General features: G+C 63.6%; 26 protein-coding genes and 1 tRNA gene. 12 read left to right on the top strand and 15 right to left on the bottom strand.

Annotated elements, in window-relative coordinates; all coding sequences use genetic code 11:
- Window positions 1–88: 88 nt before the first annotated feature.
- The 4 genes from ACSUZJ_RS22060 to ACSUZJ_RS22045 form a co-directional block, all read right to left on the bottom strand.
- Complete coding sequence (locus tag ACSUZJ_RS22060; protein WP_499411730.1) at window positions 89–658, bottom strand: hypothetical protein; 570 nt, start codon at window positions 656–658, stop codon at window positions 89–91.
- A gap of 37 nt (window positions 659–695) precedes the next feature.
- Window positions 696–1,079 carry a hypothetical protein gene (locus tag ACSUZJ_RS22055; protein ID WP_499411729.1) on the bottom strand — a complete coding sequence of 128 codons (384 nt, stop codon included), beginning with the start codon at window positions 1,077–1,079 and terminating at the stop codon, window positions 696–698.
- Window positions 1,080–1,305: 226 nt separating this feature from the next.
- Window positions 1,306–2,238 carry a carbon-nitrogen hydrolase family protein gene (locus ACSUZJ_RS22050; RefSeq protein WP_499411728.1) on the bottom strand — a complete coding sequence of 311 codons (933 nt, stop codon included), beginning with the start codon at window positions 2,236–2,238 and terminating at the stop codon, window positions 1,306–1,308.
- A 32-nt stretch (window positions 2,239–2,270) separates the two neighbouring features.
- On the bottom strand, window positions 2,271–3,596 hold the full coding sequence (locus tag ACSUZJ_RS22045; RefSeq protein ID WP_499411726.1) for an MFS transporter: 1,326 nt from the start codon (window positions 3,594–3,596) through the stop codon (window positions 2,271–2,273).
- A gap of 229 nt (window positions 3,597–3,825) precedes the next feature.
- On the opposite strand from ACSUZJ_RS22045, the gene ACSUZJ_RS22040 reads away from it, so the two are divergent.
- On the top strand, window positions 3,826–4,719 hold the full coding sequence (locus tag ACSUZJ_RS22040) for a LysR family transcriptional regulator (protein WP_499411725.1): 894 nt from the start codon (window positions 3,826–3,828) through the stop codon (window positions 4,717–4,719).
- Window positions 4,720–4,943: 224 nt separating this feature from the next.
- On the opposite strand, the gene ACSUZJ_RS22035 is transcribed toward ACSUZJ_RS22040, so the two are convergent.
- A tRNA-Phe gene (locus ACSUZJ_RS22035) sits at window positions 4,944–5,019 on the bottom strand.
- A gap of 131 nt (window positions 5,020–5,150) precedes the next feature.
- Here ACSUZJ_RS22035 and ACSUZJ_RS22030 point away from each other — a divergent pair.
- The 5 genes from ACSUZJ_RS22030 to ACSUZJ_RS22010 are packed head-to-tail and all read left to right on the top strand — an operon-like array spanning window position 5,151 to window position 10,112.
- The gene (locus ACSUZJ_RS22030) at window positions 5,151–6,413 is read left to right on the top strand and encodes an FAD-dependent monooxygenase (RefSeq protein ID WP_499411724.1); all 1,263 of its coding nucleotides are present in this window, start codon (window positions 5,151–5,153) and stop codon (window positions 6,411–6,413) included.
- A gap of 23 nt (window positions 6,414–6,436) precedes the next feature.
- Window positions 6,437–7,156, top strand: a complete 720-nt coding sequence (locus ACSUZJ_RS22025) for a DsbC family protein (RefSeq protein WP_499411722.1) — start codon at window positions 6,437–6,439, stop codon at window positions 7,154–7,156.
- Between the two features lie 14 nt (window positions 7,157–7,170).
- Window positions 7,171–7,629 carry a (2Fe-2S)-binding protein gene (locus ACSUZJ_RS22020; protein WP_499411721.1) on the top strand — a complete coding sequence of 153 codons (459 nt, stop codon included), beginning with the start codon at window positions 7,171–7,173 and terminating at the stop codon, window positions 7,627–7,629.
- Between the two features lie 2 nt (window positions 7,630–7,631).
- Complete coding sequence (locus ACSUZJ_RS22015; protein ID WP_499411720.1) at window positions 7,632–8,219, top strand: nucleotidyltransferase family protein; 588 nt, start codon at window positions 7,632–7,634, stop codon at window positions 8,217–8,219.
- Between the two features lie 57 nt (window positions 8,220–8,276).
- Window positions 8,277–10,112, top strand: coding sequence for a M61 family metallopeptidase (locus tag ACSUZJ_RS22010; RefSeq protein WP_499411719.1), 1,836 nt, complete (start codon window positions 8,277–8,279; stop codon window positions 10,110–10,112).
- A 220-nt stretch (window positions 10,113–10,332) separates the two neighbouring features.
- On the opposite strand, the gene ACSUZJ_RS22005 is transcribed toward ACSUZJ_RS22010, so the two are convergent.
- The 8 genes from ACSUZJ_RS22005 to rpe all read right to left on the bottom strand — a co-directional run bounded on the left by ACSUZJ_RS22005 (window position 10,333) and on the right by rpe (window position 17,051).
- Window positions 10,333–10,866, bottom strand: a complete 534-nt coding sequence (locus ACSUZJ_RS22005; protein WP_499411718.1) for a hypothetical protein — start codon at window positions 10,864–10,866, stop codon at window positions 10,333–10,335.
- A gap of 1 nt (window position 10,867) precedes the next feature.
- Window positions 10,868–11,668: an indole-3-glycerol phosphate synthase TrpC gene (trpC, locus tag ACSUZJ_RS22000; RefSeq protein WP_499411716.1), complete on the bottom strand. Its 801-nt coding sequence runs from the start codon at window positions 11,666–11,668 to the stop codon at window positions 10,868–10,870.
- Between the two features lie 11 nt (window positions 11,669–11,679).
- Window positions 11,680–12,315: a LysE family translocator gene (locus ACSUZJ_RS21995; protein ID WP_499411715.1), complete on the bottom strand. Its 636-nt coding sequence runs from the start codon at window positions 12,313–12,315 to the stop codon at window positions 11,680–11,682.
- An 8-nt stretch (window positions 12,316–12,323) separates the two neighbouring features.
- Window positions 12,324–13,361 (bottom strand): anthranilate phosphoribosyltransferase, encoded by a 1,038-nt coding sequence (gene trpD / locus ACSUZJ_RS21990; protein ID WP_499411713.1) that lies wholly within the window; start codon window positions 13,359–13,361, stop codon window positions 12,324–12,326.
- 58 nt (window positions 13,362–13,419) lie between these two features.
- Entirely contained in the window at window positions 13,420–13,983 is a 564-nt protein-coding gene (locus ACSUZJ_RS21985) for an aminodeoxychorismate/anthranilate synthase component II (protein WP_499411712.1), read from the bottom strand.
- 1 nt (window position 13,984) lies between these two features.
- Window positions 13,985–15,481, bottom strand: a complete 1,497-nt coding sequence (trpE, locus tag ACSUZJ_RS21980) for an anthranilate synthase component I (RefSeq protein ID WP_499411710.1) — start codon at window positions 15,479–15,481, stop codon at window positions 13,985–13,987.
- 203 nt (window positions 15,482–15,684) lie between these two features.
- Entirely contained in the window at window positions 15,685–16,323 is a 639-nt protein-coding gene (gph, locus tag ACSUZJ_RS21975) for a phosphoglycolate phosphatase (RefSeq protein WP_499416642.1), read from the bottom strand.
- 56 nt (window positions 16,324–16,379) lie between these two features.
- A complete protein-coding gene (gene rpe, locus ACSUZJ_RS21970) occupies window positions 16,380–17,051 on the bottom strand; it encodes a ribulose-phosphate 3-epimerase (protein WP_499411708.1) in 672 nt (223 codons plus the stop codon).
- Between the two features lie 168 nt (window positions 17,052–17,219).
- Here rpe and apaG point away from each other — a divergent pair, with 168 nt between their 5' ends.
- Window positions 17,220–17,594 carry a Co2+/Mg2+ efflux facilitator ApaG/CorD gene (gene apaG, locus ACSUZJ_RS21965; protein ID WP_499411707.1) on the top strand — a complete coding sequence of 125 codons (375 nt, stop codon included), beginning with the start codon at window positions 17,220–17,222 and terminating at the stop codon, window positions 17,592–17,594.
- A gap of 1 nt (window position 17,595) precedes the next feature.
- Here apaG and ACSUZJ_RS21960 read toward each other — a convergent pair whose 3' ends face one another.
- Window positions 17,596–17,760, bottom strand: coding sequence for a hypothetical protein (locus tag ACSUZJ_RS21960; protein WP_499411705.1), 165 nt, complete (start codon window positions 17,758–17,760; stop codon window positions 17,596–17,598).
- Between the two features lie 11 nt (window positions 17,761–17,771).
- On the opposite strand from ACSUZJ_RS21960, the gene mltA reads away from it, so the two are divergent.
- The 3 genes from mltA (at window position 17,772) to ACSUZJ_RS21945 (ending at window position 20,391) form a co-directional block, all read left to right on the top strand.
- A complete protein-coding gene (gene mltA / locus ACSUZJ_RS21955; protein ID WP_499411703.1) occupies window positions 17,772–18,995 on the top strand; it encodes a murein transglycosylase A in 1,224 nt (407 codons plus the stop codon).
- 122 nt (window positions 18,996–19,117) lie between these two features.
- The gene (locus ACSUZJ_RS21950; protein ID WP_499411702.1) at window positions 19,118–19,582 is read left to right on the top strand and encodes a hypothetical protein; all 465 of its coding nucleotides are present in this window, start codon (window positions 19,118–19,120) and stop codon (window positions 19,580–19,582) included.
- Between the two features lie 2 nt (window positions 19,583–19,584).
- Window positions 19,585–20,391 (top strand): DUF2145 domain-containing protein, encoded by an 807-nt coding sequence (locus ACSUZJ_RS21945; protein ID WP_499411700.1) that lies wholly within the window; start codon window positions 19,585–19,587, stop codon window positions 20,389–20,391.
- A gap of 11 nt (window positions 20,392–20,402) precedes the next feature.
- Here ACSUZJ_RS21945 and ACSUZJ_RS21940 read toward each other — a convergent pair whose 3' ends face one another.
- On the bottom strand, window positions 20,403–21,683 hold the full coding sequence (locus ACSUZJ_RS21940; RefSeq protein WP_499411699.1) for an MFS transporter: 1,281 nt from the start codon (window positions 21,681–21,683) through the stop codon (window positions 20,403–20,405).
- 90 nt (window positions 21,684–21,773) lie between these two features.
- Between ACSUZJ_RS21940 and ACSUZJ_RS21935 the strand changes: the two genes are divergently transcribed.
- On the top strand, window positions 21,774–22,550 hold the full coding sequence (locus tag ACSUZJ_RS21935) for an enoyl-CoA hydratase (RefSeq protein WP_499411698.1): 777 nt from the start codon (window positions 21,774–21,776) through the stop codon (window positions 22,548–22,550).
- A 3-nt stretch (window positions 22,551–22,553) separates the two neighbouring features.
- A complete protein-coding gene (locus tag ACSUZJ_RS21930; RefSeq protein WP_499411697.1) occupies window positions 22,554–24,104 on the top strand; it encodes a phospholipase D family protein in 1,551 nt (516 codons plus the stop codon).
- Window positions 24,105–24,480 lie beyond the last annotated feature (376 nt).

Below are 24,480 nucleotides of genomic sequence, written 5' to 3'. Positions count from 1 at the left end.
CAGTGACCGTCGCGCACGATCAAGTCACGGATAGTCGATAAGAACAGCGTAGTACCGCGGGATCGGAAGTCAAGGCGGGCCGCATCGTTCAGGCAAGGCCGGCGGATTGCATTTTCACGCCGTTGAATCTCTGTTCTGCTTCGCGGAACGTCGTTTTCACTCTCTCGACATCCCAAGGGCGTTCGACCAGGGTTTCGTGCTCCCATTCGCTCCTGGGCTCATCCGGAGCGAAGAAATCTCCGCCATAAATATGTATCGCCGAGGTCATCTTGCTGATTGGGTTCAGAACGGAATGAATGGTATCCCTTCCAAGCGCCACAACGTCACCGGTCCCAAGCGACCTTGCGCTCGCTGCCTCGATGGTCATTTCTTTCCTGCGCCAAAATATGTTGTCTTCTCTGCCAGAGTAAATGCCAATGACGGCAAACATTTGGTGGTTGTGCGGCATGAGGACCATATACGGTGCCCAAGTGAACTGGAGAATGGTCAAGTCATGCGCCCGATAAAGCGTAGTAATACCCGCATGCCGAGGTTCGCCAAGCTCTGCCATTACTTTTGCTCCATCGGAAACTGCTTCTTCCATGATGTCGCGAATGGCTCCCTGACCCTCGGCCACGGCAGTCCTGCAATCCTGTATGAAACGGTCTTTGCTGAACATGTTGACACTCCCTGCTCGCTTCGCGCAACCCAACTCCTTACGACATTCCGATTCTACGCTTTCCCGAATGCCCTGCACGCAGGGTCAACGTGAAATCCACGATGGCAGCGAGCCTGCCCTGGAGTTCGTTGGCCACTACTTGGCAGTAGTGCCGGGCGGTGGCAAGCGCCGTTGCAGATTGCCCGCCAAACTGCGCATTCCGAGCCGAACGCAATGATGTGGTTTGGGGAAGGTTGGCGTCGACGATGTCGGAGCCGGATGTCCGGAAAATAGCCTGGCGCCGGAAATGGGCCGGACGGCCGGATTGTGGAGATGAAACAAAAACGCCGGCTTTCGAAAGCCGGCGTTTTTTTGTGGTGCTGCTATTCTGGATTCTTGGTGGCCCGGGGTGGAATCGAACCACCGACGCAAGGATTTCCAATCCGCTGCTTTCCCTCTGCTTTCACAACTGCGCTACCAGTCCAGCCCGATGGCCTACACCGGTTTCCTTGTCATCGGGGTGTGGCCGATTATCTCGGCACAGGCCGGTTCATGACAGGAATGTTTCTTGCCGGTCTTTTTGCAAAATTTCCCTGGATAAGTAAAGGTAAGCTGCGCATCGTTGGTCTCTTGCCTAAACCTGTCCATCGACCACTCCCTGAATCGGATTATTCGGTCGAGAATGTCACCGGTTGCATCTGCGTCGTGTTCACGGTAAGTTTGAACAGATCCGGCCGAGAATAGTGACCGACGACATCGAAGTCCACATTGCTGGCACGACCGATGCCAGTATCGATATCCGCATACAGAATCGTCTCGGTGTCATGCACCGGACCAGCGAGTACCTTGCCCAAGGGGTCCACGATCATGCTACCCCCACGCATGATGTAGTCGTTATCCCCCGCCTCCATGCCAAAATCGTCACGATAGAAAGGCGGATACTCACCTAGCTTGATGGCTTGGCATGCGCTCAGCACATGCACGCGTCCCTCGACCGCGATATGAATCATCGAGGCTGCCCACGTGGATCGATCATCGGCCGTAGGCGCGCAATATATTTCCGTCCCTTGCGCATACATTGCCTGCCGGAATGCAGGCATATAGTTTTCCCAGCAGATGACTGAGCCAATACGGCCCAATGGCGTATCAACCGGCGCAATGGTCGAGCCATCGCCAAAACCCCAGATGATTCTCTCCTGGCCCGTAGGCATCAATTTCCGGTGATATCCAGCCAGGCCCGATTCAGGAGAAATGGTCGCGCTGGTGCAATAGAGCGTGCGACCCACCCTCTCAATCACCCCGATGACCACATGGACACCTGTTTCTGCGGACACCTCTCGAATGAGCGCCAACTCGGGGCCATCCAGCGTGACAGCGCCGTCCATATAGCGTTTGAAATGAGCGCGCCCGACATCCGTTCGGCGCCCAACCAGGGTCCCAAATGCAGAGCCCTTGGGATAGCCGCCCAAAAAGGCCTCCGGGAATACCGCAAGCGATGCGCCCTCCGCTGCGGCGGAACGGATAAGATCGGCAGCTTTTTCAGCACTTTTCAGGGGCTCGAAGGGAATAGACGATGCTTGGACAACAGCAGCTTTGAACATGAGTTCGCTCCTTAATAATCGTTTTATCGAAGTTAGCCGTGGGAAATATCTCTGTTCTTTGTTTCGGGCAGCGTGAACCAGAGGACAATTCCGCAGATCGCCGATACGCCGGACAGATACCAGGCTGGAATGTTCGGATTATGGGTGTATTGAATCAATGCGGCGGCAATGAATGGCCCGGGCCCTGCTAGAATTGCCAGGGCAACGTTATGCCCGATTGCAGCGCCCGTGGATCGGATCGATGCAGGGAAAACCTCCACCAGCAGCACCACATCCATCACCGCAGTGATGGATACGAGCAGGGCGAGCGCCACCAGTCCCACCAGAATGGCTGCGTAATTTGCTGTATTCATGAGAAGAAAAATCGGATACGCCAGAACCGTGAGGCCAAACGCAGAGCCCAGAACCAAAGAACGGCGACCAATCCGATCACTCAGCATTCCGACCAGGGGATGCAGGATCGTGTAAATAACCAGGGAAATACTGCACAGCCACAGCGATGCTGATTTGCTCAATCCAACAGTCTGCGTCAGATGATTGTTTGCGTAGGTGATGAAGTAATACAGGGACACGCCAAACAGCGCGGAGAATGCAAACGTGATAACGAATGCACGCATCTTTTTTGCTTGAGGAACTGCTTCGATTTCATTGCTGGCCCGGCGCCGCTCAACCTCTTCGTAAACCGGGGTGTCACCGAGGCGGCGACGAATATACATGGCCACGGCCGTCATGAAGATTGATGCGACAAAGGGGATTCGCCAACCCCAGCTTGCGACCTCCGCATCTGACAAAGACACCGAGATGACGGCTGCCACGAAGGTCCCGCACAGGAAAGCAGCGCCCGCGGTGCCTGTAATCACAGAGGCGGCCGTGGCGCGCCGGTTCTTCGGTGCACTTTCAACGATGTAAATGCCTGCGCTGGACCATTCGCCGCCAACCATCATTCCTTGGACGAAGCGAAGCAGGATTAGCAAGACGGGAGCCGCCATACCCAAGGTGTCGTAGCCAGGGAGCAGGCCGATCAGCGTGGTGGTCAAACCCATGCCGAACACGGTGATGATGAGCACTGCGCGTCGGCCCAGGCGATCCCCCAGAGGACCGAGAACAACGGCGCCTAGAGGGCGTGACAGAAAGCCAACAGCAAAGACAGCCAGCGATGAAAGCAGGGAGATGCCAGGCTCGGAAGACGGGAAGAAGGTACGTCCGATCAGCGCGGCGAAATAGCCATAAATCGCGAAGTCGAACCACTCCATGAAATTGCCAATGCCAACGGCAATTGAGCGCTTGCGCAGATCGCTGCGTCCGAGATCCTGCTCAGCACTCGCTGATGCAGGTAGATGTGATGCCAACTGCCCCATTTCGTGTCTCCCTTATTTGCTTGTTAAACTGAAGGTCTATGTGGTTCGCTGCGCTCGACAAGGAGAGTTAAAACACCTCCTTCCATCGATCCGATGGAACCTTGTCCGGCGGCATCTCCGCAGTCCCCTTGAATAGCGATTTTATAAGCGTGGCGTGTCCCGTCCATGTAAACATGCAGAACATCGTGTTCTAATAAACTGCACACTATCTACACACTGAAGGCGCGACATGCAGGTCACCACGTATCGATACTTTCTTGCCGTTGCCGAGACCGGCTCTATCCGGCGGGCCGCCGAACGGGCCCACATCAGCCCGTCCGCAATCAGCAGGCAAATCCAGCTTCTCGAGCATGCGTTTCAAGCGCCTCTGTTTGAGCGCAGCCAGACGGGAATGGTGCTGACTGAAGAAGGCCGCATCGTGGCCGAGCAGATGCGCAACAGCCTGCGCGATATGGAACTTGCACGGGCACGTATTGATGAACTGCATGGACTGCTACGCGGCTGTGTGAGATTCGCGTCGATCGAAGGCGTCATGGCAGCCTGGCTGTTACCCGCAATCTCGCAATTTCGCGCCGAGCGTCCAGGCATCACCTTCGAAGCCCAAGTCACCGGTTCCGAACAAGTGCTCCGTTTAGTCCAGGAGGATGCAGTTGATTTCGGTGTTGCCCTGGCACCTGACGAGCACGAGCCCGACCTGCAGATCGTGCACCGCTTTGTAACACGCTACGTCGTGGCGGTGGCACCAAACCATGAATTGGCAAAGCACAGCAGCATTACCTTGAAAACGCTGCTGATGCAGCCGCTGGCGCTGCTCGATTCGCGCTTTGAGACACGGCGCTGGCTCAACCAAGTAGCAATGCGACAGGACTTGCCACTGCAGGCAGCCATCGATCTGGATCACATTGAAAGCATCAAACGTGCTGTGCGCAGTGGCGCCATAGCTACCGTACTCCCCGACTACGCGGTTTTAGCTGATGCAGCTGCAGGTGATTTACTGATAATCGAATTGGAAGGCGCTACGGTGGCAAGAACAGGCACCGTGCTGTGCACCCGCAAAGGTCGGGTTCAGACGCGCGCAGCGGAAGCGGTTATCGATTTGCTCTTGGATTCTGCTCCAACCTAGACCATGGACTGCTAAGGAAGGAAGAACCCTTGCCTAATCTGACGCAAGTTCAGGAACACCGAAGGTGGGAAACTGGACAATTCGGTCAATGCCCCGTCTGCAGTGATTGGTGCACATACAGGAAATACGCCGGACATAAAGGTAGGTAAGAGGTAGGTAAGTCCAAAAAAAAACGCCAACTTGTGAAGGTTGGCGTTTTTGTTTGTACTACTTTTCTTAATTCTTGGTGGCCCGGGGCGGAATCGAACCACCGACACAAGGATTTTCAATCCTCTGCTCTACCAACTGAGCTACCAGGCCAAGAGAGGCATGATTATAACCAGCGCTCGGCGGCTCTGCAAGTCCCACTTGCAACTTTCTTTCGGCGCCGTAGGTCAGCTCCGTACATGGCGTCCGGGGCGTGCGAGTGACATCCCGCTATAATGGTTGACATGACGACACCTCATTTTTCCTCCGCACAGTCCCGCAGCCATGGCGCCCGCGGCGACGATCGCCGTAGCGATGTCTGCATCGTCGGCAACGGCGCCATCGCCAAGACCGCGGCCCTCGGTTTCGCCCAGGCCGGCCACAGCGTCACCCTGCTGGTGCCGGCGGCGCGTTCCGGGGGAGAGGAGCTGCAGGCCGCCACCTCGACGGCCGAACGTCCCTGGGACGTGCGCGTTTACGCGCTGAACCACACCGCGCATAAGCTGCTGGCCTCGCTGAAGGTCTGGGGCGCGCTCGACATGGCGCGCGTGGCGCCGGTCGATGCGATGGCGGTCAATGGCGACGGCAAGAACGGCGGTTCGCTTGGCTTCGATGCCTTTGGCGCCCACACCGGCACCCTGGCCTGGATCGTCGAGGACAGCAACCTGAACAATGCGCTCGACGCCGCACTGAAGTTCGCGCACAACGTGCAGATCGTCAGCGGCTGCGCCTGCCGCCTCACCTGCGGCCCCGAGGGCGCCCAGGTGGAGCTGGAAGACGGCCGCAAGCTCGACGCCAAGCTCGTGGTCGGCGCCGACGGGCGCGATTCCTGGGTGCGCGGGCAGTGCGACATCGGCGTCGATTACCGCTCCTACCACCAGCGCGCGATCGTCACCAATTTCGCCTGCGAAAAGCCGCACCACGGCGTGGCCCACCAGTGGTTCACCTGCGCCGACGGCATCATCGCGCTGCTGCCGCTGCCTGGCAACCGCGTTTCGCTGGTCTGGTCGGCGCCGGAAACCCTGGCCGCCACCCTGATGGACGAGTCGCTCGGCGAGCTGGCGATCCGCCTGTGCGAATATGCCGACGAGCCGCTCGGCGCCCTGAAACCCCTGCAGCCGGAATCCGTGAAGGCCGTGCCGCTGGCGCTGGTGCGCCCACATGCGCTGGTAGCGCCGCACGTCGCCCTGATCGGCGATGCCGCCCATGCAGTGCATCCGCTGGCCGGCCACGGCATGAACCTGGGCTTCGGCGACGTGGTCGACCTGCTGCGCGTGGTGGCCGAGCGCGAGGAGCACCGCGCCATCGGCGACGAACGTGTCCTGGCGCGCTACGCCCGTGCCCGTACGGAAGACGTGCTTCTCATGCAACTGGCCACCGACGGCCTCGAGCGCCTGTTCGGCGCCAACCTCGAACCTGTGCGCGTGGCGCGCAATTTGGGATTAAACTTGCTCGACAAGTTGCCCTTCGTAAAGCGGCGTCTGATGGCGCACGCCATCGGTAAGTAAATCTTCTTAAGGAATACAGAGTGATGTTAAGAACCAAGATCGCCGTGCTGATGGCGACGGGCCTGATCGCGGGTTGTGTCGACGCCCAGAACACGGCCGAGACCAACATCCGCAAGAACATCGAGCCGCGCCTGGGTGGCGCCAAGATCGACTCCATCAAGGAAACGCCGTACAGCGGCATGGTCGAGCTGCGCGTCGGCAGCGACATCCTCTATACCGACAAGAAGGGCGAGTACCTGTTCATCGGCCAGGTGTACGAGGCCAAGACCACGCGCAACCTGACGCGCGAACGCATCGACGAGCTGAACAAGATCAAGTTCTCCGACCTGCCGTTGAACATGGCCCTGAAGCAGGTGAAGGGTGACGGCAAGCGCGTGATCGCCGTATTCGAGGATCCGAACTGCGGCTACTGCAAGCGCCTGCGCCAGACCACGCTGAAGGACCTGGACAACGTCACGATCTACACCTTCATGTACAACATCCTGTCGCCGGACTCGTTCGAGAAGTCGAAGAACATCTGGTGCGCGCCGAACCGCGTGAAGGCCTGGGATGACTGGATGATCAACGGCAAGGTGCCGGCGGCTGCGCCCGCAAGCTGCGAGACGCCGAACGACAAGGTCGTGGAACTCGGCCACAAGCTGAACATCCAGGGCACGCCCGCCATCTTCTTCACCGACGGCACCCGCATCCCGGGCGCGGTCGACCTGAAGACGCTGGAAGCGAAGCTGCAGTCGATCAAATAAACGCCAGGAAGCGCATGGTCCAACTCAACATCAACGGGCGCGACACCGAGGTCGATGCCGATCCGTCCACGCCCATCCTCTGGGCCCTGCGCGACAACCTCGACATGACCGGCACCAAGTTCGGTTGCGGCGCCGCCCTGTGCGGCGCCTGCACCGTGCACCTGAACGGCGACCCGATCCGCTCCTGCATCACGCCGATCGCCTCCGCCGTCGGCCAGAAGATCACCACCATCGAGGCCATTGTCCAGGACCCGGTCGGCAAGGCCGTGCAAACCGCCTGGATCGCCCACGACGTGCCCCAGTGCGGCTACTGCCAGAGCGGCCAGGTGATGAGCGCCACCGCGCTGCTGCGTACTAATAAAGCGCCGAGCGACGCCGACATCGACAACGCCATGAGCGGCAACATTTGCCGCTGCGGCACCTACCAGCGGATCCGCGCGGCCATCAAGGACGCGGCCAAGGCGCTGGCATAACAGTGCAACACCCTGTCGGCATCCTGCTGGCCGCGGGCAGGGGAAGACGCTTCGATCCCTCGGGGGCGCGCAACAAGCTGCTGCAGGCCCTCCCCAGTGGCGAGCTGGTCGTTGCCGCCAGCGCGCGCGCACTGCTTGCCGTCCTGCCCCGGGTGGTGGCCGTGGTTCCGCCGGACGATGGCGGCGTTGGCGATGCCTTGCATGCCCTCGGCTGCGAGGTGACGACTTGTCCTGACGCCGACAGCGGCATGGCCGCTTCCCTGGTGCACGCCATCCGTCATTCGCTGCCTCGGGCCGACGCCTGGCTGGTGGCGCTGGGCGACATGCCCTTCGTCGCGCCCGGGACGCTGCATGCGCTGCTCGATGCGCTTGCCGCCGGCGCCGGCATCGCGACGCCGCTGCACGGCGGGCGGCGCGGCAATCCGGTGGCCTTTGGCGCCGTTCACTTGCCGGCCCTGCTGGCGCTGGAAGGCGAGCATGGCGCACGTGCGCTGCTCAAGTCCGCGCCCGTGACCCAGGTCGAGGTCGACGACCCGGGCATTTTTCGCGACATCGATACCCCGGCCGACCTCCAGGGAAGCAGCGATTGAGGCTGGCGCTGCCGAATCGTTTACACTAAAGAGATCGGCAAGACTTCCTTCGTCCTCATGAAAAAACCAGTCCAGAGAAAGCAGCACGTCAAGCAGCCCGCCATTGCCTACACCATCGTTCCCAAAGACCTGGCGGGACACCTCTTCAACGTCACCGTCACGGTAGCCAATCCCGCCGCCGAAGGCCAGGTGTTCGCACTGCCGGCCTGGATCCCGGGCAGCTACATGATTCGCGAGTTCGCGCGCAACATCGTGCGCATCCGCGCCGAGTCGAACGGCGCCGCGGTCGCCCTGACCAAGCTCGACAAGCATTCCTGGCAGGCGGCCCCTAGCGACGGTCCGCTGACCCTGCACTACGAGGTCTATGCCTGGGACCTGTCGGTGCGCGCCGCCCACCTGGACCAGACCCATGGCTTCTTCAACGGCACCAGCGTGTTCCTGCGCGTGGTCGGCCAGGAAGCGGGCGCGCACCAGGTCGACATCCAGCGCCCGGGCGATCCGGCCGCCAAAACCTGGCGCGTCGCCACCGCGATGAAGGAACTGGGCGCCAAGCGCTACGGCTTCGGCACCTATGTCGCCGGCGACTACGACGAGCTGATCGACCACCCGGTCGAGATGGGCGACTTTGCGCTGGCCAGCTTCAAGGCGCATGGCGTCCCGCACGACATCGTGATCACCGGCCGCGTGCCCAACCTGGACATGGCGCGCCTGCAGGCCGACCTGAAGGCGATCTGCGAAACCCAGATCGCCTTCTTCGAACCCGTCACGAAGAAGGCGCCGATGGACCGCTACGTCTTCATGACCATGGCGGTGGGCGACGGCTACGGCGGCCTCGAGCACCGCGCCTCGACCGCGCTGATCTGCGCGCGCGCCGACCTGCCGAGCATTGGCGGGCCGAAAGTCGGGGAACCGAACGAGGGCTATTTGAAATTCCTGGGCCTGTGCAGCCACGAGTACTTCCACACCTGGAACGTCAAGCGCATCAAGCCGGCGGTGTTCGCGCCCTACGACCTGCAGGTCGAGAACTACACGCCCCTGCTGTGGCTGTTCGAGGGCTTCACCAGTTACTACGACGACCTGATGCTGGTGCGTGCCGGCATCATCGGCGAACCGACCTATTTCAAGCTGCTGGGTAAAACCATCGGCAGCGTGCTGCGCGGCAGCGGCCGCACCAAGCAGAGCGTGGCCGATTCGAGTTTCGACGCATGGAGCAAGTACTACCGCCAGGACGAGAACTCGCCGAACGCGATCATCAGCTACTACACCAAGGGTTCGCTGATCGCGCTGGCCTTCGACCTGACCATCCGCGCCAAGACCGGCGGCGCCCGTTCGCTGGACGACATCATGCTGGCGCTGTGGGAACGCTATGGCCGCGACTTCTACGCGGGCGCGGGCCGCGGCGTGACCGAGGCGGAGGTGGAGGCGCTGTTCGACGAGGTCAGCGGCGTCAAGCTGCGCAACCTGTTCGAAAAATATGTGCGCGGCACCGAGGACATCCCGCTGGCCAAGCTGTACGCGCCGCTGGGCGTCAAGCTGGTCGACGAGCGCAAGAGCGGCAAGCCTTCGCTGGACGCCGGCATCGGCCGCGACCCGCTGGGCGCCAAGCTGACCCAGGTGCACGAGGGCGGCGCCGCCCACCAGGCCGGCCTGTCGGCGCTGGACATCGTCATCGCGATCGACGGCCTGCGCGTGAATGGCAACCCGTCGAACGTCGAGGCGCTGCTGTCGCGCTACCGCGTCGGCGACAAGGTGACGGTGCACGCCTTCCGCCGCGACGAGCTGATGAGCTTCGAGGTCACGCTGCAGGGCGACCGGGTGCCGGGCATCACGCTGACGGCGGTGGCGGGCGTGCGCAAGGCCGGGACGATTGCGCGGCCGAGCGCGGTGGCTTGACGGGCTGAATATACCGCGGCGCCTGCCGCAAGGGAGGTAGGGTGGACGGGTCTCCCGTCCACGCGTTCAATCCCATTCTGATCGGTCGGAGAGCCACGGCACGGATGTGCGCACGCCGGTTGAACGCGTGGACGGCAAAGCCGTCCACCCTACGTCCCGCCTCGATAGTCCGGTCATAAGGGACGCCCGGTTTTCACGCCAATCATCATGACGCATTCAGTTATTGCGGCCCTGCCAGGCTGCGTAGCTGGAAGCGATACTGGTGATCGAACAGGAAAGTCTCCGAAAACGTCAGCTTGCGCATATTCCCCGCCAGCAGAGGCGTCGGCCTGGGCAGGCGGCCGCTGCGCCGCATCGAGGCCACCGCCACGCGCGCCGCATTGTCGTTGCGCGCGCGCTGCACGACCACATCTTCCAGTTCTCCATCGTCGCGCACGGTGATGTTCAGCACCACGATCGCCGGCAGCAAGGGCGGCAGGCGTCCGGAAAACGTCTGATCCGCGTTCTGGCGCATGACGTGCTGCGCCACTTCGGCCTTGTAGGCGTCGAGCGTGGGCGAAGGCGGCGCCACCGGGGCGTCGGTACGGGTAACGGTGCTGGAAACACCACTGGAAGCCGGGGGCGGACCGGAGCGGGGGATAATGGCCGAGACGATGCGCTTGGCCGTGGAAGCGACGGGCTGGACCGTGCTGCATCCGCCCAGGGCTGCCAGTAGAAGAAGGAGAGCGGCCCTGATGCGGATGGAAGGTTTCATGTCAGTCGAATAGTCGTCGCAGTTCGTCGCCAGGGTTGGAAGCGCGCATGAAGGCTTCGCCCACCAGGAAAGCATGCACGTTCGCGGCGCGCATGCGCTCCACATCCGCACGCACCGCGATGCCCGACTCGGTGACCACCAGGCGCTCCGCCGGGATACGCGGCAGCAGGCCGATGGTGTTGTCGAGCGAAACCTCGAAAGTGCGCAGGTTGCGGTTGTTGATGCCCACCAGGCGCGTTTTCAGGCGCAGCGCCGCGGTCAGCTCATCACCGTCATGTACTTCGACCAGCACGTCCATGCCGAGTTCCTGCGCACAGGCTTCCAGCTCCGCCATCAGGCCATGGTCGAGCGCCGAGACGATCAGGAGGATGGCGTCGGCGCCCATCGCACGCGCTTCGTACACTTGGTACATGTCGACGATGAAGTCCTTGCGGATCACCGGCAGGTCGCAGGCGGCGCGCGCTTCGCGCAGGTAGTCGGCATGGCCCTGGAAAAACTGCACGTCGGTCAGTACTGACAGGCAGGCAGCGCCGCCCTGGGCATAGCTCTCGGCGATCTGCGCCGGCCGGAAGTCCGGACGCAACACACCCTTCGAGGGCGAGGCCTTCTTGATTTCGGCGATCACGCCGGCGCGGCCCGCCGCGATGTTCTTGCGCAGGCTCGCTTCGAAGCCGCGCAGGCCGGCGCGCAGTTCGGTGTCGCTCTCGACTTCGCGGCGCAGGCTGGCCAGGTCGCGGTGCTTCTTCGCGGCCGCCACTTCGTCGGCCTTCACGGCCAGGATTTTATTCAGGATGTCGGACATGATCAGATGTTCTAGTGTTGCTTGGACAGGGCCAGCTTGATGCCGAGCCAGACGAAGAGGCCGCCGGTGGCGCGGTTCAGCCACAGCGAGACGGTCGGGCTGAGCTTGATCCGCTCGCTCGCCTTGGCGGTGGTGACCGCCAGCGCGCCGCACCACAGCATGCCGTTGAAGTTGAAGATGCAGCCGAGGACAATGAAGGCCAGCGCCTTGTTCGGCGCATTGAGGCTGATGAACTGCGGCACGAAGGCGAGGAAGAACAGCGCCACTTTCGGATTCAGCACATTCGTGAGGAAGCCCTGCGCGAAGATTTTGCGATAGGGCAGGGCCGGCAAGGCCAGTGGCGCGCTCGCGCCATCCTTTTTCTTGCTCTTCAAGAGGCCAAAGGCCATGTAGAGGATGTAGGCCGCGCCGACCAGTTTCACGACCGTGAAGGCGGTGGCGGAGGTGGCCAGCAGGGCCGACATGCCGAGCGCGGCGGCAAGGATGTGGACCAGGGTGCCGGCGCCGATCCCGAGCGCCGCCGCGCAGCCCGCGCGCCAGCCCTGGGTGGCGCTGCGGGTCATGATCAGCAGCGAATCGGGGCCCGGAAGGATGTTGAGCAGCAGTCCGGACAGCACAAACAGGGGAAGGTCGTGGATGCCGAACATGCTGCGCCTTAAGCTTTGGCGCCGAGCTGGCGGGTGACGTTGACGAACTGCTCGAGCTTGGCCAGGGCCGCGCCCGAGGCGATGGTCTCGCGCGCCTTGGCCAGGCCCGCTTCGATCGATGGGACGACGCCGGCTGCATACAGCGCGGTGCCGGCATTCAGGGCCACGATGTCGTGGGCCGGACCCGGCTCGCCGCGCAGCGCTTCCATGACGCGCACCTTCGATTCCTCGGTGTTGGCGACCTTCAGGTTGCGGCTCGAGATCATGGCCAGTCCAAAGTCTTCCGGATGGATCTCGTACTCGCGGATCTCGCCGTTGACCAGTTCGCCGACCAGGGTGCCGGCGCCGAGCGAGACTTCGTCCATGTTGTCGCGGCCCCAGACCACCAAGGCATGCTGGGCGCCCAGGCGCTGCAGCACGCGCACCTGGATGCCGACCAGGTCCGGGTGGAACACGCCCATCAGGATGTTCGGCGCGCCGGCCGGGTTGGTCAGCGGCCCCAGGATGTTGAAGATGCTGCGCACGCCGAGCTCGCGGCGCACCGGCGCCACGTGCTTCATGGCGGCGTGGTGGTTCGGCGCGAACATGAAGCCGATGCCGGTCTGGGCGATCGACTGGGCGATCTGTTCGGGCTTCAGGTCGATCTGGGCGCCAAGCGACTCGATCAGGTCGGCGCTGCCCGAGGACGACGAGACGCTGCGCCCGCCATGCTTGGCCACGCGCGCGCCGCCGGCGGCGGCCACGAACATCGAGGCGCTCGAGATATTGAAGGTGTTCGCGCCGTCGCCGCCGGTGCCGACGATGTCGAGCAGGTTGGTGGTGTCGGCCATCGGCACCTTGGTCGAGAACTCGCGCATGACTTGCGCCGCGGCGGTGATCTCGCCGATGGTTTCCTTCTTCACGCGCAGGCCCATGGTCAGCGCCGCGACCATGGTCGGCGACATCTCGCCCGACATGATCTGGCGGAACAGGTGCAGCATCTCGTCGTGGAAGATCTCGCGGTGTTCGATACAGCGCAGCAGCGCCTCTTGTGGTGTGATCGGCATGGGCGTTCCTAAGATGTGTGGGCGCCGCGCCGCAAGGCGCGGGCGCAAGAAGATGCGCTTAGCGCTGGAGGAAATTCTTCAGCAGCGCGTGGCCGTGCTCGGACAGGATGGACTCGGGGTGGAACTGCACGCCCTCGATGTCGTATTCCTTGTGGCGCACGCCCATGATCTCGCCGTCGTCGGTCCAGGCCGTCACTTCCAGGCAGTCGGGCAGCGTTGCGCGCTCGATCGCCAGCGAGTGGTAGCGGATCACGGTGAAGGGGCTGGGAATATCCTTGAATACGCCGACGCCGGTGTGCGCGACCAGCGAAGTCTTGCCGTGCATGACCTGCTTGGCGCGCACGATCCTGCCCCCGAAAGCTTCGCCGATGGCCTGGTGGCCCAGGCAGACGCCGAGGATGGGCAGCTTGCCCTTGAAATGCTTGATCACGTCCACCGACACGCCCGCATCGATTGGGGCCTTCGGGCCCGGCGAGATGCAGATGCGGTCCGGGTGCAGGCGCTCGATCTCGTCGATCGTGATTTCGTCGTTGCGCACGGTGCGCACTTCTTCACCCAGCTCGCCGAAGTACTGGACGATGTTGTAGGTGAAGGAATCGTAGTTGTCGATCATCAAGAGCATGTCAGAACTCCCCATCCAGTCCGTCCTGGACCTGTTCGGCCGCGCGCAGCACGGCGCGCGCCTTGTTTTCGGTTTCCTGCCATTCCATCTCGGGGATGGAATCGGCCACGATGCCGGCCGCGGCCTGCACGTAGAGGTTGCCGTCCTTGATCACGCCGGTGCGGATCGCGATCGCCACGTCCATCTCGCCGCCGAAGGAGAGATAACCGCAGGCGCCGCCGTAGATGCCGCGCTTGACCGGCTCCAGTTCGTCGATGATTTCCATCGCACGCACTTTAGGCGCACCAGTGAGGGTGCCGGCCGGGAAGGTGGCGCGCAGCACGTCGAGGTTGGACATGCCTTCCTTGAGCCTGCCTTCGACGTTCGAGACGATGTGCTGCACGTGCGAGTATTTTTCGATGACCATGCGGTCCGTCACCTTCACGCTGCCGGTCTCGGCGATGCGGCCGATGTCGTTGCGCGCCAGGTCGATCAGCATCACGTGTTCGGCGATCTCCTTCGGATCGCCAAGGAGTTCGACCGCCAGTTCGGCGTCGCGTTCCGGGGTGGCGCCGCGCGGGCGGGTGCCGGCGATCGGGCGCAACGTGACCTTGCGTTCGCCTGCCGGGGAAGTTTCGTTGCGGACCAGGATCTCCGGCGAGGCGCCCACGATCTGCATGTCGCCGAAGTTGTAGTAATACATGTAGGGCGAGGGGTTCAGCGAGCGCAGCGAGCGGTACAGCGACAGCGGCGAATCCACATACGGCTTGCGGATGCGCTGGCCGATCTGCACCTGCATCAGGTCGCCCGCCATCACGTATTCATGGGCCTTCGCGACGGCCTTCAGGTAGTCTTCCTTGGAGAAGTCGCGCACGGCTTCGGTGCGCACCGAGCCCGTCGTGACCGGCACGTCGACGCTACGGCGCAGCATGATGCGCAGCTCTTTCAGGCGCTGGCGGGCCCGGGCGAAGGCTTCCGGCTGGGATGGATCGGCGTAGACGATCAGGTAGAGCTTGCCCGAGAGGTTGTCGATGACGGCCAGTTCTTCCGTCACCAGCAGCTGGATCTCGGGCAGGCCGAGGTCGTCCTTCGGCGCCTGGCCGGCCAGCTTGCGCTCGATGTGGCGCACCGTGTCGTAGCCGAAGTAGCCGGCCAGGCCGCCGCAGAAGCGCGGCATGCCGGGACGCAGCGCCACCTTGAAGCGCGCCTGGAATTGTTCGATGAACTCGAGCGGATTGCCCTCGTGGGTCTCGACCACGCGGCCGTTGGTGACGACTTCGGTGACGTTGCCGCTGTTGCGCAGCAGGGTCTTCGCCGGCAGGCCGATGAAGGAATAGCGGCCGAAACGCTCGCCGCCGACGACCGATTCGAGGAGAAAGGTGTTCTTGCCGGTGTCCTGCGACTGCGCCAGCTTCAGGTAGAGCGACAGCGGCGTTTCCAGGTCGGCGAAGGCCTCGGCGATCAGCGGAATGCGGTTGTAGCCCTGGTTGGCCAGCGATTTGAATTCGAGTTCGGTCATGTTCTTCTCCGGGCCGCCCGCGAGCAAGGTGGAGTGGGGCGGCGTTGTGTTCAAAAAACCTGCCGGATGCGCGTACGCCGCCGGCAGCAATCAAGACGGGTTAGTTAGCCCAGGATTGCCAGCGTCGCCACAGCCAGGCCTCAAGGGCGCCGGTCTGGTTGACAGTGTGTTTTTTGGTGAAGAACATGTATAGATAAGTGAGTTTAGAGGCTGTTGTGCGCACGAATCAGCTTCGCCGCATCCAGTAGCGAATTAACTATACCATCGGAATCGATCTCTTGCACAGGCCTTCCGTGGTTATATCCATATGGCACTGTGAGCACATAGCAACGCGCAGCGCGCGCCGCTTCGGCGTCGTTCGAGGAGTCGCCGATCGCCACCACCTGCTGCGGCGCCAGGTCGAAGTCGCTGCAGACCTGCAGCAGCGGCAGCGGGTCCGGCTTCTTTTTCGGGAGCGAGTCGCCGCCGTAGACCAGGTCGAAGAAGGGCGCGAGGCCCTTTTGCGCCAGCAGCGGCGTGGTGAAGGAGATCGGCTTGTTGGTGACGCAGGCCAGGCGCAGGCCCAGCTCGCGCAGCGCCGTCAAGCCTTCGATGACGCCGTCGAACAGTACGCTCTTCTCGCCGTTGATGGCGAGGTAGTGGCGCTGGTAGGCGGCCATTGCCTCCTCAAAACACGCATCGATGCGATCAGGCGCGAAGTCGAGCGCGAGCACGTCGCGGATCAGCTTTTCCGAGCCCTTGCCGACCATCGGCTTGATGGTCTCCTGCGTGATCGGCGCGAGCTCGAATTCGGCGCGCATGCCGTTCAGGGCCAGTTCGAAATCGGGCACGGTGTCGAGCATCGTGCCGTCCAGGTCGATGATGGCGGCGCGAATCGCCGCTGCGCCCGGCTGCACGCTTACTTCCCGACGTTGGCCAGTTCGGCGCGCATGGCGTCGATCACGGCCTTGTAGTCGGGCTTGCCGAAGATGGCCGAGCCGGCAACGAAGGTGTCGGCGCCGGCGGCGGCGGCCGCTGCGATGTTCTCGGCCTTGATGCCGCCGTCGACCTCGAGCATGATGTCGCGGCCCGATTCGTCGATCATGCGGCGCGCGATCGCGATCTTCTTGAGTGCTTCCGGAATGAAGGACTGGCCGCCGAAGCCCGGGTTCACCGACATGATGAGGATCATGTCGATCTTGTCCATCACGTGCTCCAGGTAGTGCATCGGCGTGGCCGGGTTGAACACCAGGCCGGCCTTGCAGCCGTGGTCGCGGATCAGTTGCAGGGTGCGGTCGATGTGTTCCGACGCTTCCGGGTGGAAGGTGATGATGTTGGCGCCGGCCTTGGCGAAGTCGGGAATGATGCGGTCGACCGGTTTCACCATCAGGTGCACATCGATCGGCACCTGCACGTGCGGGCGGATCGCCTGGCAGACCAGCGGACCGATCGTCAGGTTCGGCACGTAATGGTTGTCCATCACGTCGAAGTGGATGATGTCGGCGCCGGCGTCGACGACGTTGCGGACTTCCTCGCCCAGGCGGGCGAAGTCGGCGGACAGGATGCTGGGAGCGATGCGGTAGGTGGTCATTGCGGTGACGGTGCGGTTGAGAAGAATCCGGCTATTTTACGCCGAGCAGCATGGAGCTGGCGCGAACCGGGTTTTTTCGGGCACGGTATGATGGTCGTTTTGCGCATGTCCGGCCGCCGCCAGGCCGCTACATTCACGCAGGCAACTAATAACCAGAAGAGGAAGCCGATGTCCGCCTACGATTTCACTGTCACCGTCCGGACCCAGCACTTGCCGGAGCAATCCAATCCGGAGCGTGACAACTATGTGTTTTCCTATACGATCACGATACGCAATACCGGCAGCGTGCCGGCCCAGCTGATTGCGCGCCACTGGGTGATCACCGACGCCAACAACCGGGTGCAGGAAGTGAAGGGCCTGGGCGTGGTCGGGCACCAGCCGCTGTTGAAACCGGGCGAGCAGTTCGAATACACCAGCGGCACCCAGCTGGCCACGCCGCAGGGCTCGATGCGCGGCGAGTACTTCTGCGTGGCCGAGGACGGCCACCGCTTCGAAGTGCCGATTCCGGAATTCGTGCTGTCGCTGCCGCGCAGCCTGCACTGATTCAGGAAGCGTCGCTCTCGCGATCCGTACTGCGCTGGACGGGTTCGCTGCGCTCTTCGCGCAGCGGACGCTTGCGTTCTTCCGGGCGGCCCGAGAACATGGTCCACCAGACGATAAACACGAGCAGGAACAAGGCCACGCCCGCTTCCAGCATCAAGATCCACATAGACTGTCCTTATGCAATCGATACGCCGCAGTGTACCCGCTTCCTTCGCGCTCGTCGCCCTGCTGTTGACCGCCTGCGGCACGCCGCCCCAGGCGCCGCAGCCGCAGCCATCGAGGCAGCCCGACGTCGTGATGCCGCCGCCGGTGGGGCCGATCGGCATTCCTGCGCCCACGCCGGCGCCGCCACCGCCGCCACCGCCGGTGCCGGCCATGACCCCAGTCAGCTTCGAGGCGCTGCCCGGCTGGCGGCAGGACGACTTGCGCCAGGCCTGGCCGGCCTTCATGGCTTCCTGCCGCGTACTGGCCAAAAAGGCCGAGTGGAAGACTCCCTGTGGGGCGGCCGGCGGCGTCGATGCGACTGACGGCAACGCGATCCGCCAGTATTTCGAGGCGTATTTCGTGCCGAACCAGATGCGCGAGCCGAGCGGCGCCGACACCGGTCTCATCACCGGCTACTACGAACCGATGCTGCGCGGTTCGCGCAAGCGCGGCGGCGCCTTCCAGACACCGCTCTACCGCGTGCCGGACGACCTGGTGACGGTCGACCTGGCGAGCGTCTATCCCAGCCTGAAGAACATGCGCCTGCGTGGCCGCCTGGTCGGCAGGACCGTGGTCCCGTACTCGACCCGCGCCGAGATCGAACGCGCGCCCTTGAAGGGCAAGGAACTGGTCTGGGTCGACGATCCGGTCGAGGCTTTCTTCCTCGAGGTCCAGGGTTCGGGCCGGGTACGGATCGACGAGACCGGCGAGACCGTGCGCGTCGCCTTCGCCGACCAGAACGGCCATCCCTATAAAGTGATCGGGCGCTGGCTGGTGGAACAGGGCGAGCTGCCGGCCGACGGCGTCTCGGCCCAGAGCATCAAGGCCTGGATCGCGACCAACCCGGCGCGCCGCCAGGAACTGCTGAACGTGAACCCGAGTTACATCTTCTTCCGTGAAGAGCGCCTGCCCGATCCGTCGGTCGGGCCGAAGGGGGCGCTGGGCGTGCCGCTCACGCCCGAGCGCTCGGTGGCGGTCGATCCCTCGATCGTGCCGCTGGGGGCGCCGCTGTTCCTGTCGACGACCCATCCGGCCGACGGGGCCGCCCTGCAGCGCCTGATGCTGGCGCAGGATACCGGCGGCGCGATCCGCGGGCCGGTCAGGGCGGATTTTTTCTTCGGCTTCGGTGAGAATGCGGCGGAATATGCGGGACGCATGAAGCAGCGCGGATCGGTGTGGGTGCTGTTGCCGAAATAGGGCCGGCGGCGTTGCATGGCTGTTCAATTTCGGCTAAGTTGGCGGTGCTTTTCAGCCGCATTCTCGGCCGTACTATCCTGGCAACGCCGGCGCTTCAGCCGGCTCACCTGATTGGACACATCATGCGCGCAGCACCATTCGTCACCCTCGTAGTTGCCGTCACTCTTGCCGCCACCCTTACGGTGCCAGCGCCGGCATCGGCCGAGATGAACCTCACGGCATCCGAAGCCAGCGCCCTGAGCACCGTCATCGTCGTCGCTTCGCCTTTCATCCTGTCCCACCAAAGCGGGAAGAAGCTGTCGCAGGCGGTGTCCGGCGACCTCGAAGGCCAGAAGCGCTGGCGCGTCGCCGCCCTCCGTCCGCAAGGCGACAAGACCGCTGTCGCGCTGCGCAGCGAAGACCAGACCATGCAGATCGACACCATGGTGGCGACCAGGACTGCGCGTTCGCAGGGGCTCAAGGTCGACGACGAGCTGGGCATCGAGCCGATCGGCAAGAGCGGTTATACCCTCAAGAAGGGCGCCACGACGATCGGTGTGATGACCCCGCCGGACAGCGGCCTGCTGCATTCGAGGGCGCGCGGCTGACCGTGCGCCGGACGCTGCTCGCGGCGGTACTGGCCCTGGCGGCCGGCGCGGCCGCCGCCGGCCGGCCATGCGAAGCGCCGGAACCCGCGCCGGACATGGCGCGCCTGGGCTTGCAGATGGCCGACGCCACCCGCACCGCGCTCGAGAAAATCGACGACGAGGTGGTCCTGATCGCCCGCGCTGGGCAGGACCTGTCGAAATACGGGCTGGCCTATTCACACATGGCGTTCGCGCTGCGCGAGCACCCGGCGGGCGCCTGGTCGGTCGTCCACAAGCTCAATTCCTGCGGCACCGCCTCGTCGGCCTTGTACGATGAAGGCCTGCTCAACTTCTTTGCCGATTCTCCCTTCCGCTACCAGGCCGGTATCTGGCGCCTGGCGCCAGATGCGCAGGCGCGGCTGAAGAAGGCCTTGCTGGGCAAGAAGGCCAAGGATTACCTCGAGCCCCATTACAGCCTGGTGGCCTATCCGTTCAGCACGCGTTACCAGAATTCGAACGGCTGGGTGCTGGAAATGCTGGCCTACGCCGTCGCGCCCGAGGACGAGGCGAATACCCGCGTCACGGCCCAGGCCTGGCTGAAGGCGAACGGCTATGTGCCGACCCAGCTCGAACTCGGCGCGCTGACCCGGCTCGGTGCGCGCGTCACCAGGGCCAACGTCGCATTCGATGACCACCCGCCGGAGTTGCGCTGGAGCGGCCGGATCCAGACCGTCACGGTCGATTCGATCGTGACCTGGCTGCGGACCCTGCCGAATGGTTGCCAGGCCATGGGCTGTCCTGAAACACGGGTGGCGCTGCCCGGGGCCTAATCCGTCCGGGCCTAATCCTTCACATCGCGCAGCCGGGTTGCCGTCACTGCGCCCACGGCCAGCACGAGCGCGCCCGCCGCCACGCACACCAGCCCGATGCGCACGCTGAAGCGCTCGGCCAGCGTCCCCGCCAGCAGCGCCCCCAGCGGCGCCGCCGCCACCGTCAGCGAACGCATGGTCGCCACCATCCGCCCCAGCACCGCGTCCGGCGTGACACGCTGGCGCAGGGCGATGTAGGGTACGAAGAACAGGGTCGCGCCGCAGTCGAGCAGGAAGGCCACCAGGCCGTAGGCGATGGCGCTCAGCCTGGCGCTGCCCATCAGCTGCACCGGAATGAGCGGCATCAGGGCGAAGCCGAGCGCCGACACGCACAGTCCGGCCAGGATCGCACGGCCGGTGCCGTAACGGTTCGACAGCGGCTTGACCAGCAGCGAGCCGGCCAGAATGCCGACGCCGCCCAGCATCTGCGCCGTGCCCATCACGCCCGGCGCCATGCCGAGCACGCGGGTGGCGAACAGCACGTGCAGGGCCATGTAGCCGTAGAACAGCAGGTGCCAGCAGCCCGAGGTCCAGGCCAGGGTGCGCAGCAGACGGTGCTGCCAGACGAAGGCCAGTCCTTCGCGGATTTCCTGCAGCGGATGGGTACTCGAAGGCGGCGGCTGGGGTTCGCGCGCGCGGATGCGGCGCAGGTTCCACAGCGACACCACGAAGCCGCCGACGGTGCACAGGATGGCCACCGGGGCGCCGAGCAACTGCACCAGGCCGCCCGCCATGCCGGGGCCGATCAGGCGCGCCGCCGATTCGGTCGAGGCGAATTTCGCCTGGGCGTCGACCAGGCCTTCGCGCCCGACCACGAAGGTGAGGAAGACCTGCTCGGCGCTGCCGCCCACGGTATAGCCGGTGCCGAGCACGAAGCCGACCGCATACAGCCAGTGGATCGAGAGGACGTCGAACCACCAGGCCAGGGGCACGCTGGCCAGGGCGGCCGCCACCATCGCGTCGCTGCACATCATGATGGGCAGGCGCCGGCAGCGGTCGAGCAGCACGCCCGAGGGCAGGCCGAACAACAGGAAGGGCAGGGATTCGAGCGCGGCCAGGGTGCCCATCTGGGCGGGCGTCGCGTGCATCAGGAGGATGGCGCAGATCGGCAGCGCGAGCAGGGTGATCTGCGCGCCGAAGTGCGTCAGCGCGCTGCTGAGCCAGAGGCGGTTGAAGTCGGGCTTGCCCAGCAGCCGGTCGCCGCGCAGGCCTTGCAGGACGTGGCGTAGGGTAGGGATGATGAACTCGCGCAAGATATTGCTTAACGAGCAATGATACCGTCCTTTTTGGACTGCAGAGGCGCTACAATCGCGGCCATACCGTCAACTTGATAGGGGTGTCCCATGGAATACGCAGACCTGCTGATCGAAAACCACGGCAAGGTGGTTGTCATCCGCCTGAACCGTCCGAAGGCGATGAATGCGCTGAACGACAACATGATGAACGAGCTGGGTCAGGCCCTGTACCAGTTCGACGCCGATCCAGCGGTCAACGTCATCGTCCTCACCGGCAGCGAGAAGGTGTTCGCGGCCGGCGCCGACATCGCCGCCATGGCCAACTACACCTATGCCGACACCTACCAGGGCAACTACATCGGCCGCAACTGGGAGCACATCCTGAATGTGCGCAAGCCGGTCATCGGCGTCGTTGCCGGCTATGCCCTGGGCGGCGGCTGCGAACTGGCAATGATGTGCGACTTCCTGATCGCCGCCGACAGCGCCAAGTTCGGTCAGCCGGAGATCAAGGTCGGCGTCACCCCGGGTGCCGGCGGCACCCAGCGCCTGCCGCGCGCGATCGGCAAGTCGAAAGCGATGGACATGCTGCTCACCGCGCGCATGATCGATGCTGCAGAGGCGGAGCGCACCGGCCTGGTGTCGCGCGTGTTCCCGGCTGATAAATTGATGGAAGAGGCGCTGGCGGTGGCCAACACCATCGCCGAGATGCCGGTGTCGGTCGCCATGGCGATCAAGGATTCGGTCAACCGCGCGTATGAAACCACGCTGACCGAGGGCGTGCGCTACGAGCGCCGCTTCTTCCACGCCGCCTTTGGCACGCCGGCCCAGAAAGAAGGCATGTCGGCCTTCCTCGAGAAGCGCAAGGCGAATTTCGAAGGAATGTAAGCGATGCGCGCGCCGGCGGTCCGGGCAGGGGCGGTGGCGCTGGCCGTTGCCGCGGCGGCGACCTACGGCTGCGCACCCTTGCCGCCGCTCGGCGAGCGCACTGCCAGTGTGGCCCTGGCCGGCACCGCGGACACGCGGCTGGGCCAGGCCATCGCGCCGCTGGCCGCCGCGCATCCGGGACTGTCCGGCATCTATCCGCTCTCGGACGGGCGCGATGCGTTTGCCGCGCGCGTGCTGCTTGCGCACCGCGCCGAGCGCAGTCTCGACGTCCAATACTATATATGGCGTAATGACCTCACCGGCACCCTGATGCTCGATGCATTGCGCAGCGCCGCGGCGCGCGGCGTGCGGGTCCGCCTTCTCCTCGACGATAACAATACCGACGGGCTCGATCCGGCGCTGGCCGCTTTTGATCGCGAGCCGAATGTCGAGGTCCGCCTGTTCAATCCTTTCGGCAGCCGGGAATGGCGCAGTCTCGGTTTCCTGTTCGACTTCGCACGCCTGAACCGGCGCATGCACAACAAGTCGTTCACGGTGGACAACCAGGTCAGTATCGTCGGCGGGCGTAATGTCGGCGACGAGTACTTCGGCGCGGCGGGGGACATGCTGTTCGTCGACCTCGACGTGCTGGCCGTGGGGCCGGTCGTGGGCGAGGTGTCGAAGGACTTCGACCGTTACTGGAACAGCGCATCGGCCTATCCGGTCGCTACCCTGGTCGACCCGGACGAGGTCGAACCGGCCGGCGCCCTGGCCCAGCGCGCGGCAGGCTTGCGCCAGCGGCCCGAGGCGCAGCGTTACCTGGAGGCGATCCGCAGCTCGCCCTTTGTCGAGCAACTGGCGCAGCGCAAGCTGGCGCTGGAGTGGAGCCGGACGCGCCTGGTCAGCGACGACCCGGCCAAGGTGCTGGGCAAGGCCGAACCCGACGCGCGCATGGCGGTCCATCTTGGCAAGCTGCTGGGGGAGCCGAAGCAGCAGCTCGACCTGGTCTCCCCCTATTTCGTTCCCAGCAAGGAGGCAGCCGAGGTGCTGGGCGATATCGCACGGGGCGGAGCGAAGGTGAGGGTGCTGACTAACTCGCTCGAGGCGACCGACGTCGCCGCCGTGCATGCCGGCTATGCGAAATGGCGTCACGATCTGCTGGCCGCCGGCGTCTCGCTGTTCGAACTGCGCCGCAGGTGGGGGCCGGAATTACCCGAGACCGGGCAGGGACGTTTCGGCAGCTCGGCGTCGAGCCTGCATGCGAAGACCTTCGGCGTCGACGGGCGCAGCGTCTTCGTCGGCTCCTTCAACCTGGACCGGCGTTCGATCGACCTGAATACCGAGATGGGATTCGTGATCGATAGCCCGGCGCTGGCGCAGCAACTGGACCGGACATTGGACGAGAGCATCCCCGGCAGTTCCTATGAAGTGCGGATGGATGAGAACGGCAAGCTGTACTGGCTGCAGCGTAGCGGCGAGCAGATCGTGCGCTACGACCAGGAGCCGGGCGCCAGTGTATGGAAGCGCGCGGGCGTCACATCCCTGTCTTTCCTGCCGATCGACTGGCTGTTGTAGATTGTTCGCGGCAGGGCTTGCGCGACACCCCGGCGGTTTGCTATAGTTCGCCTCCGCTTCGGCGCTGACGTAAAACATCAACGAAATCAAGTAGTTGATCTTGCAACAGCGAACGCAGGAAACTGCGACGAAGCAAACGAGGGTTGACGAAGATCGCGAAACACTGCATAATCTCACTTCTCTGCTGCTGACGAACAAAACGATTCGCAAGCGCAGCAAGGCAGTACAGAACAACGGTTCTTTAACAATTAACAGTCGATAAGTGTGGGCGTTTGATGAAGGTGCCAGCTGACTTGTTCAGCTGATTACTTAAAATATCAAATGTTCGCACAAAGTATTAAACGTTGTCTCAGCAATGGGATGACGGTCAGTATTT

Source organism: Telluria sp. B2 (assembly GCF_051789535.1).
Classification (GTDB): Bacteria; Pseudomonadota; Gammaproteobacteria; order Burkholderiales; family Burkholderiaceae_D; genus Telluria.
This window is presented reverse-complemented; position numbering and strand designations above follow the sequence as displayed.